Here is a 7,323-nt window from a genome sequence, read left to right on the forward strand (position 1 = left end):
ATTATTCTTTTCGTAGGACTGTCTGCACTGTTCCTCGTTATCGATTCCCGCAAGTACATGAATGCCCGACAGTCGAAGTCCATGAGTCATCCCTCCGGCCCCGCAGAAAAAATCCACAGCGGACAGGGTAACAGAGGGAGAAGAAAACGATGTTGATTCGGGGCTGCTTTTCATGAAAAAACCTGCACTATACGGGGGGTCATAGCGAAAAAACTTCATTCTGACAACTCATCCTCCATTATCATCCTGTTCCACAACCTTTCCTGCCGTACTATGGTCCGGCGCATACTCCGCACAGTAGACGGTATCCATTCCGGGCTCTGCGCATAGCCGCATATCCTGCATTCAACGAAAACAAAAAGCCCTCCTCCGCTGATATCATTGGCTACTCTTATTTCAGCAGCACCATGGCAGAAGGGGCAACTTTTCAAAGTAATCCGCACGCGTTTCTTCTTTTCCGCCTCGGCCCTGCGGTCACTTCTTTTTCCCATGCTTTCCGTCCCTTATCTTTTCCCGAAGCCACACATTGATGAGCTCGCTGTCCGATATCCATTCGCCTTCAATCTTCACGGCGGGGAGCTCGTGCAGGCGTATCAGCCTGCGCACCGTGCGCTCGCTGCGCTTCATGTGCGCGCATATTTCCTTCATTCCCACAAGCTGCATCACGCCCCCTTCCGCTCGGCAAACGCGGGTTCTTCCTCTTCCACGGCTTCCAGTATGCGCGAAAGGCTCGGCGTCCAGGTGGAATGTGCGGCGGCCGTGCACAGGCACAGGCAGTCAAACCAGTGATTGTCCTTGCGCCGCTGCTTCCACACCCGCTTGCCCTTCTCCCGCACCAGCTGTTCCGCCGTGAGCTGTCTGGCCAGGGCTTCATCACATCCGGCATGCAGGCGGAAGGGTTGGCGGCTTCCGGGCTGAAGGCGGGCCGTCGCCCAGGTCTTGAAGTAGTCGGTGTCTATGAGGTACAGGCGCAGGCCTCCGGGAATGGCGGTTCGGCTCTGCGGCATACGTTCCAGGAGCGTCCAGTGTACCGGAATGCTCTGCCGATGACTCGCGCCCTTGGTGCCCCACAGCACGCCCATGCCGTACCGCCGCAAAAAGTCATAGGCCTGTTCCGTGCGGGATATGGCATCCCCTTCCAGACCGCCGCCGGTATCGAGCGCGGCGCGCCACACGGGCACGGGGTCTTCCTGCCCCTGCACCGCGTATTCCGTTTCAAAGACCTTGCGGTACACCTCCTCCCAGTCCTGAAGGCGGCCGTAGTCGATGACCGCGCCGTCCAGCCTCCCGGTCCAGGCAACGGCCATGTACCAGAAGCCGACCTTCTGCATGTCGATGCCGAGCGTGACCGCCCGATATCCGGCAGGCACCGTGCAGGGCGCAAGCTCGCGGTCCACCAGTTCCAGCACTTCCGCCTCGCTCGTTTTGGCGATGACAGGCGTGTACGGCATGGCCAGCATGCCGTTGGCGTAGGCCTGATGGGCGTCGGCATCGTCCGTTTTTTCCAGTTCCAGCTGCGCCGCCCGTATCTCGGAAAGGGACACAGCGGCGGAAAGGTAGGCCGGAAGATGGAAACCCACGCGGTGGGGAGAAGGAAGCGGATTGTCCGCCTCCCAGCGGCCGCGCGCCACGGCCTGGTCGCGGGCGTAGTCCGTCCAGTGATAGGCGCAGTGCGGGCAGCGGTAGCGCCCCAGCTTTTCGCGCCGCACCCGCACGGGGTCCTTCACGCCGTGCTCGGAAATGATGTTCTCCGGCTGCATCACCTGTTCCGTCCCGCAGGCCGGGCACACCACCCGGTAGCGGCGCACCTCGTCCATGGCGGCCAGGTCGGCCCATATCGTGGTGTTTTCATCACCCACGGGCTTGCTGATGCGCATGATCTTGTGCGTGTAGGGGTAGGAGCGAGTTCTTTCCCGAAAGTCCGTCACCGGGTCGCCGTGGCCCGCAAACGCACGGAACAGGGCTTCCTCGTCCAGAAACAGATCCTGCACGGAAATAGACGCGCGCTGGCTGGCGCTGGCCGCGCTGGACAGGTACAGGGCCGTGCCGTCGGCAAAGCCCGTGCGGCCGCCCCTGCTCTTGCCGAGAAGCTCGCGCACGGGCCGCGTTTTGCGGAACATTGGCTTCAACTTTGCTTCCACCACGCGGGCCAGAGTTTCGTCGTCCGGCATGGCCAGCATGCGCGGCGCCGGACGGTAGTCGATGCACCAGCACAGGCAGGCGTACAGGCACAGCGTCTTGCCCGTCTGCGGAGCGCCGCAAACCACCACTTCCTCCACGCTGCGCTCGGAAAAGGCATCCATGATGCCCGCCAGGTACGGGTTCACGTCGCGCCGGTACCGCGCCCCGGCATAGGGGCCGTCCGGCACAATGAGATGCTGCGCCGCCCAGCGCGACACCGGCGGAATTTCACGCTTGCGGAATATGCGCCGCTCCGTTTCAGTCAGGGAGAGCTTCATCGTCGGCCTCCGCGTCTTCGGCGGCGTCGCCGTCCTGCGTCACGAATTCCTGTTCATCGCTCCAGGCGTCGAACCAGTCCGCCGTGGCTTCTTCCCACCACGCGACAAGCTCGGGCACGGCTTCTTCCCGCCCGCCCACAAGTGCAATGATTTCCCCGGCCTTGCGGTGAATGAAGCTCTGCACCTCCGATTTGAAGAACACCGCACGGGCGGCAAGGTCCTGCTCGTGAACCTCCACGCTCATGAGCTTGCCCTGCTCCTTTTCCAGCTTCAGGCGTTCACGGGCGGCCCGCACGGTTTTGAGTTCCGAATCCGCGCTCATCTTGCCGAGCGCCACGCTGCGGCTCTCCGCATCGTCGATGCGGGCCACGGGCTGAAGCTGAGCCGCGGCATAGCCCAGAAGCGCCGCCGCCGTAAAAAATCCGTCGCCGTCGCGGGCAATCTTTCCGGCCCTGAAATGCCGGGAGAACTGCGGAGCGCTGATTTTATAGCCCTGCATCTTCAGCCATTCCACGGCATCGGCCGCCGTGCGGAAGGTAGTTGCCGCCTGAGTCATAAGCCCTCCTCGTCGTCGGCGTTCAGGTACACGCCGTTTTTCAGCCGCCACTTTCTCAGGCAGGCCGGACAGCGGTAGTCCGTGGTCTTTCTGTCGCAGTCGTGGCACTTGTGCAGGTACAGAGCGTCCTTTGCCACATGAAAGCGCGGGTCGTGCTCCCCGTTTCTCCTTCCCTTGCGGTCTCTCGGCTTAAACATGTTCGCCCTCCATTCTTCCGGCTATCTCGTCGATGTAGTCCCGATGCCGCCGGAGAAACGGCAGCAGCTTCACATATTCCCTGTCCGGCAGCCGGTCAGCGCCGCGCACTCTCACGTCGCCGCCTGCGGGAACCAGCGTGAGACCGTTGGCGCGCAGGCACTCGCGCACCAGATCGGCGCCCATGTAGTAGCCGTTCAAATCCCACACCGGATGCGTAGGAAAAGACGGCTCCGGGCGTGCTGGCGGCTCTTCGGGCTCCGGGGCAGGCTGCGCCGGCCGGGACTCCTCCCTTTTCCCACGCACGGCGGCCGCGGCGTACAGAGGGGGAAGCCCCGCCAGCACCCAGTCCCGAACATCGTCATGACCGTGCCCCGGCACCGCCGCCTGGAACATCTCACCCGGGTCCTTGCCGTGTATGCACGGCCAGCGCACCGCCTGCGGAAAGGTCTCCCGCCACAGTTCCCAGCCGCGGCCGCCCGCACCGTTGGCGTCCACGTCCATGGCCACAAGAATGACGGGCAGCCGTTTCAGCTCTTCCATGAGTCCGGCGGGCAAATGCCGAAGGTGGGCCGTTCCCACGGCCAGAACGGAACAGCATTCCCCGGCGGCCCGGTGCACCAGCATAGCGTCGAGCTCGGCCTCCACCACCACGCAGGCCGGAGTTCTGCGGAAAGTGCCCGGCTTCATGGGCAGAAAAAGCGGCTCGCCGCCGCTGCCGGGCATGACGTAATATTTCAGGTTCGGGAGTGTTGCTTTTCTGTCGGCATCCGGGCGGCGGATGCGGATGCGCTCCACGCCGCCGTCTGCCGCGAGGCAGGGAATCACTATGCCGCGGGGAATCCACATGGCCCGGCGCACACGGCCGCCGGGTTCGCGCGGCGCTTCTTCCGGCAGGCCCCAGTTTTTGCGCAGGCGCATGATGTGCGCGCGGCCGTTTTCTCCGCCCTGCCAGCCGAGCCGGTATTCCCGCACGGCGACTTCATCCAGTCCGCGCGCCGCCAGGTACTGCCGGGCCTTCGCCTGCGCCCAGAGCGCCTGATGCCGGGATTCGATAAAATGCGCGGCTTCCGCACGCCACAGGGCGGCGTTACGCGCCGGTTCCGGCATTGCCTGAGCATCGAGCCGCGCGGGAGTCTTTTCGCGCTTCTGCGGCTCCTGAGGCGCACTTTTCACCGGGCGATTCTCCCACGCCCTGCCGACGGCCTGCGCCGCCTGCCGGAAGGTCATGCCTTCCACGTCCATGAGCCACTGGATGACGTCGCCGCTGATGCCGCACTGACGGCAGCTGTAGGAGCCCCGACCGTCGTTCTGCTCGGGCCATACGAGGAAACGGTCTCTGCCGCCGCAGAGAGGGCACGGCCCGGCAAACTCCGTGCCGCGGCTGTTGCGGCCCTTGCTCTTCAGCGCAAGGCCCCGCGCCGTGTACAGGTCGGTAACGGTCAGCATGCCGCACCTCCCCACATCCGCCAGGCAAGCAGGCAGGCCATGATGATATGCAGAAAAGCCGCCGCCAGAGCCTCGGCCATGACACCATGATGGTGCCATGACAGTTCCATGATACTTTTCTCCGAAACTGTCATGGCTGAAAAGTCTATTCTTTTATGATAGTTATTACCTTTTTTCTTTAAAAATATGATAGTATGACAGTATGTATATGCGCGCGCATATATGCACGCGCGCGTAGGGACTTTTACGGGAAAAACTGTCATACTGTCATGTTTATACCCCAACCATGCGTTTTCCCTGAAAAACTTACCATGACAGTAGTGTCTTGGCAGTATCATGGAAGTGTCATGCCCCGGCACAGAGTTCAAGTAATGCTTCAAGTTAAGCATAGTCCTGCACCTCTTTCGGGTAGTCGTGTTCGGCCTGCTCGTTGAAGCGGTAGCCGTAATACCAGACACGGCCGCCTGCCTTCTCGCTCCGAATGGTACGCTTGGCCAACTTTCCGAAGGTAGTTATGGAGGGGCAGCCCTTGCGGCTCATCTTGTCCTCGAACCACGCCTTGAACACCGCATAAAGATGCGCGGCCGCCAGACGCGGCGCTTCGGGGTCCGCTTCCAGGCAGGCGTCCGCAAACTGCAGAACTATGCTTTCCTCCCTGCGGTAGGCTTCGGTATCCCTGCGTATCTTCTCGGGCGGTATGAGCCCCTCGATCTCATAGAGCTGAAAGCCCTGCACAAGCCATGCCAGGACGCCGGAAGCTTCCGCAGCAAGAATCTCCCGCTTGAGGTTCTTGTTGACCTGCCGCTCCAAAGGATTGTTCGGATCGGGCTCGGACACGAAGGAAAATGGGCACACCACCAGCTTGATGCGTTTCCAGAAGGCGGAATCGTTGTCTCCGGCGTGCATCTTGTGGTTGGTCAAAAGAAAAAGCGTATGAGTCGGCCGGAACTTGGTATTGCCCTTGTCATAGGGAGAACGGCCCACCAGGGAGTCGTCGCCGCTCATGAGCTTGATCTTGTCCACCGAGAAGCGCCTGTTCTCTCCCGGTTCCGAGGCCCACATGATACGCTGCCCCTTCATTTCCAGCACGGCCGGCGTGGGGGCATTCGGGTTCTGCGGTGTGCCCTGGTCAAGCAGCATCTCTACCGGCATGGGCGCGGCATAACCGGTTTCACTGGTGCCGTCGCTGCCGGTAAAAAGCTCATAAATGATTTCAAAAATAGTCGTCTTGCCGGAGTCGCCTTCCGCGCCCAGAAGAACCACGAAAATCTTTTCCGATATCTCCCCGCACAGAGCCATGCCCAGAAGCTTGTGCATGTAGTGCAGGACTTCGGGATCTTCCCCGAAGATCTCGAACAGCATCTGTTCCCACTTCGGGCAGGGGGCATCCAGCCCTTGCCATTCCACAGTGCAGTGGCGGGAAAAGTAGTCCTCCGGTCTGCCTGGCCGCAGCATGCCGGAACGCATGTCCACCACGCCGTTCTTCGCCACGATGGCGAAGTTGTCCGCGTCCAGCCGTACACCGGGAACCGTCAAGCGGCTTTCATGGGAAAGGGACAGATCCAGACAGGCATTGATGCCCTGCTTCTGGTGGAGCTTGTCGGCCGCCTGTCTGAGCTTGCGCCCGCGGGCATCCAGCTGATTGGCCTGTTCCTGATCGTCTTCCGCCCGTGCCGATGCAGCCATGCCTCTCAGCCGATCCGCGCCTTCCAGATAGGCCTGGGCTACGTTCTCCACACGGGAGGCCGCCTCGAACGGCCATATTCTGGACCAGAACTGCCCTTTCCATTCCAGCCAGCTGTCCCACTCGGGAACGAAGATGAGCTGACCGCGGCAAAGCGCATTGAAGAGAATGCCGGAGCCCTTCTGCCCGGCCTCGGCGCAGTCTTCCACAAAGCGCTGCCTGGTCTCGGCGTCCTTGTCTCCCCGACGCTGCCCGGATGATGCTCCGGCCTCCGCCTTCAGCCTGGCCAGATTGGCCGCCTCTTCCTCGGCCTTGCGCTGCACTTCCGCCCGGATGATCTCGCCCTTCAGCCATTCCTTCGGAGCCTGCGGTTCCTGGGGCGCCTGTGCCGAGTCCTGGAGCAAAAATCTATTCGCCCTTTCTATGGCTATCTCTTCTGGAGTCTTCGGAGAGTTCGGGGTGCCATTCTGATGGTCGCTCATGCCGCCACCTCCTCACATACGGAGACACAGCCGGCTTTCCAAATTTCAGATTTATTTTCAAAAAATTTCTGGCACTCTTCGCGCTCGGCAAGCCCCCGCATACGTTCAGGTCCGGAAAGGACCCAAGATTGACGACAGGACGCTATGACACTATGGCCAGATATATTTTTTACAGGGGAAAGGGGGGAGCGAAGTCGGATTACTTCCCCCAGCTTTGCCTTCGGCAAAGCATAACTCTCCACACTGAGTGGGGAGATATAGGGGAGATGACCTCCCGATGCATGGACAGGATTTTGTTTATTTCTATCAATAGTTATTGAAATATTACACGTAGTTTGAAACAGGAACTTCCTTTTTAACGTATAGGACTTTTTGTTCAACGTATAAGACGTTCTGCCCGCGAAACGGAGGCCTTCTCCATGAGAAAAGGCGCGTCCTGACGGCGCGCCTTTTCTCATGCTTGTTTTGCAGACAGGCGGCATGCCCGCTGTTTTCCTC

9 protein-coding genes are annotated in these 7,323 nt (G+C 60.9%); all 9 read right to left on the bottom strand.

All coding sequences use genetic code 11. The features are described 5' to 3' along the window. On the bottom strand, nt 1-219 hold a 219-nt coding region (locus K8W16_RS12375), incomplete at its 3' end, for a DNA cytosine methyltransferase (RefSeq protein WP_369694459.1). Beyond that, entirely contained in the window at nt 216-491 is a 276-nt protein-coding gene (locus K8W16_RS12380; protein ID WP_369694460.1) for a Lar family restriction alleviation protein, read from the bottom strand. The genes K8W16_RS12375 and K8W16_RS12380, both read right to left, overlap by 4 nt. Further along, entirely contained in the window at nt 475-663 is a 189-nt protein-coding gene (locus K8W16_RS05955) for a helix-turn-helix domain-containing protein (protein ID WP_304122068.1), read from the bottom strand. Before K8W16_RS05955 ends, K8W16_RS12380 begins: the two co-directional genes overlap by 17 nt. Beyond that, the gene (locus tag K8W16_RS05960) at nt 663-2,459 is read right to left on the bottom strand and encodes a terminase gpA endonuclease subunit (protein ID WP_304122070.1); all 1,797 of its coding nucleotides are present in this window, start codon (nt 2,457-2,459) and stop codon (nt 663-665) included. The genes K8W16_RS05955 and K8W16_RS05960 overlap by 1 nt, the downstream gene beginning before the upstream one ends. Beyond that, nucleotides 2,440-3,015, bottom strand: coding sequence for a hypothetical protein (locus tag K8W16_RS05965; protein WP_304122072.1), 576 nt, complete (start codon nt 3,013-3,015; stop codon nt 2,440-2,442). The genes K8W16_RS05960 and K8W16_RS05965 overlap by 20 nt, the downstream gene beginning before the upstream one ends. Beyond that, on the bottom strand, nt 3,012-3,212 hold the full coding sequence (locus K8W16_RS05970; protein ID WP_304122074.1) for a hypothetical protein: 201 nt from the start codon (nt 3,210-3,212) through the stop codon (nt 3,012-3,014). The genes K8W16_RS05965 and K8W16_RS05970 overlap by 4 nt, the downstream gene beginning before the upstream one ends. Next, on the bottom strand, nt 3,205-4,659 hold the full coding sequence (locus K8W16_RS05975) for a primase-helicase zinc-binding domain-containing protein (RefSeq protein ID WP_304122076.1): 1,455 nt from the start codon (nt 4,657-4,659) through the stop codon (nt 3,205-3,207). Before K8W16_RS05975 ends, K8W16_RS05970 begins: the two co-directional genes overlap by 8 nt. 381 nt (nt 4,660-5,040) lie before the next feature. After that, a complete protein-coding gene (locus K8W16_RS05980; RefSeq protein ID WP_304122077.1) occupies nt 5,041-6,825 on the bottom strand; it encodes a phage/plasmid primase, P4 family in 1,785 nt (594 codons plus the stop codon). Beyond that, the coding region (locus tag K8W16_RS05985; protein WP_304122079.1) for a hypothetical protein at nt 6,822-7,323 on the bottom strand (502 nt) is incomplete at its 5' end. The genes K8W16_RS05985 and K8W16_RS05980, both read right to left, overlap by 4 nt.

It is taken from the genome of Mailhella massiliensis (assembly GCF_020741395.1).
In the GTDB taxonomy this organism is placed as follows: domain Bacteria; phylum Desulfobacterota; class Desulfovibrionia; order Desulfovibrionales; family Desulfovibrionaceae; genus Mailhella; species Mailhella massiliensis_A.

Bases quoted from the DNA above. Each gene is read 5' to 3' on its own strand.
- K8W16_RS12380 (WP_369694460.1), bottom strand. From the start codon at position 491: ATGGGAAAAAGAAGTGACCGCAGGGCCGAGGCGGAAAAGAAGAAACGC.
- K8W16_RS05955 (WP_304122068.1), bottom strand. From the start codon at position 663: ATGCAGCTTGTGGGAATGAAGGAAATATGCGCGCACATGAAGCGCAGC.
- K8W16_RS05960 (WP_304122070.1), bottom strand. From the start codon at position 2,459: ATGAAGCTCTCCCTGACTGAAACGGAGCGGCGCATATTCCGCAAGCGT.
- K8W16_RS05965 (WP_304122072.1), bottom strand. From the start codon at position 3,015: ATGACTCAGGCGGCAACTACCTTCCGCACGGCGGCCGATGCCGTGGAA.
- K8W16_RS05970 (WP_304122074.1), bottom strand. From the start codon at position 3,212: ATGTTTAAGCCGAGAGACCGCAAGGGAAGGAGAAACGGGGAGCACGAC.
- K8W16_RS05975 (WP_304122076.1), bottom strand. From the start codon at position 4,659: ATGCTGACCGTTACCGACCTGTACACGGCGCGGGGCCTTGCGCTGAAG.
- K8W16_RS05980 (WP_304122077.1), bottom strand. From the start codon at position 6,825: ATGAGCGACCATCAGAATGGCACCCCGAACTCTCCGAAGACTCCAGAA.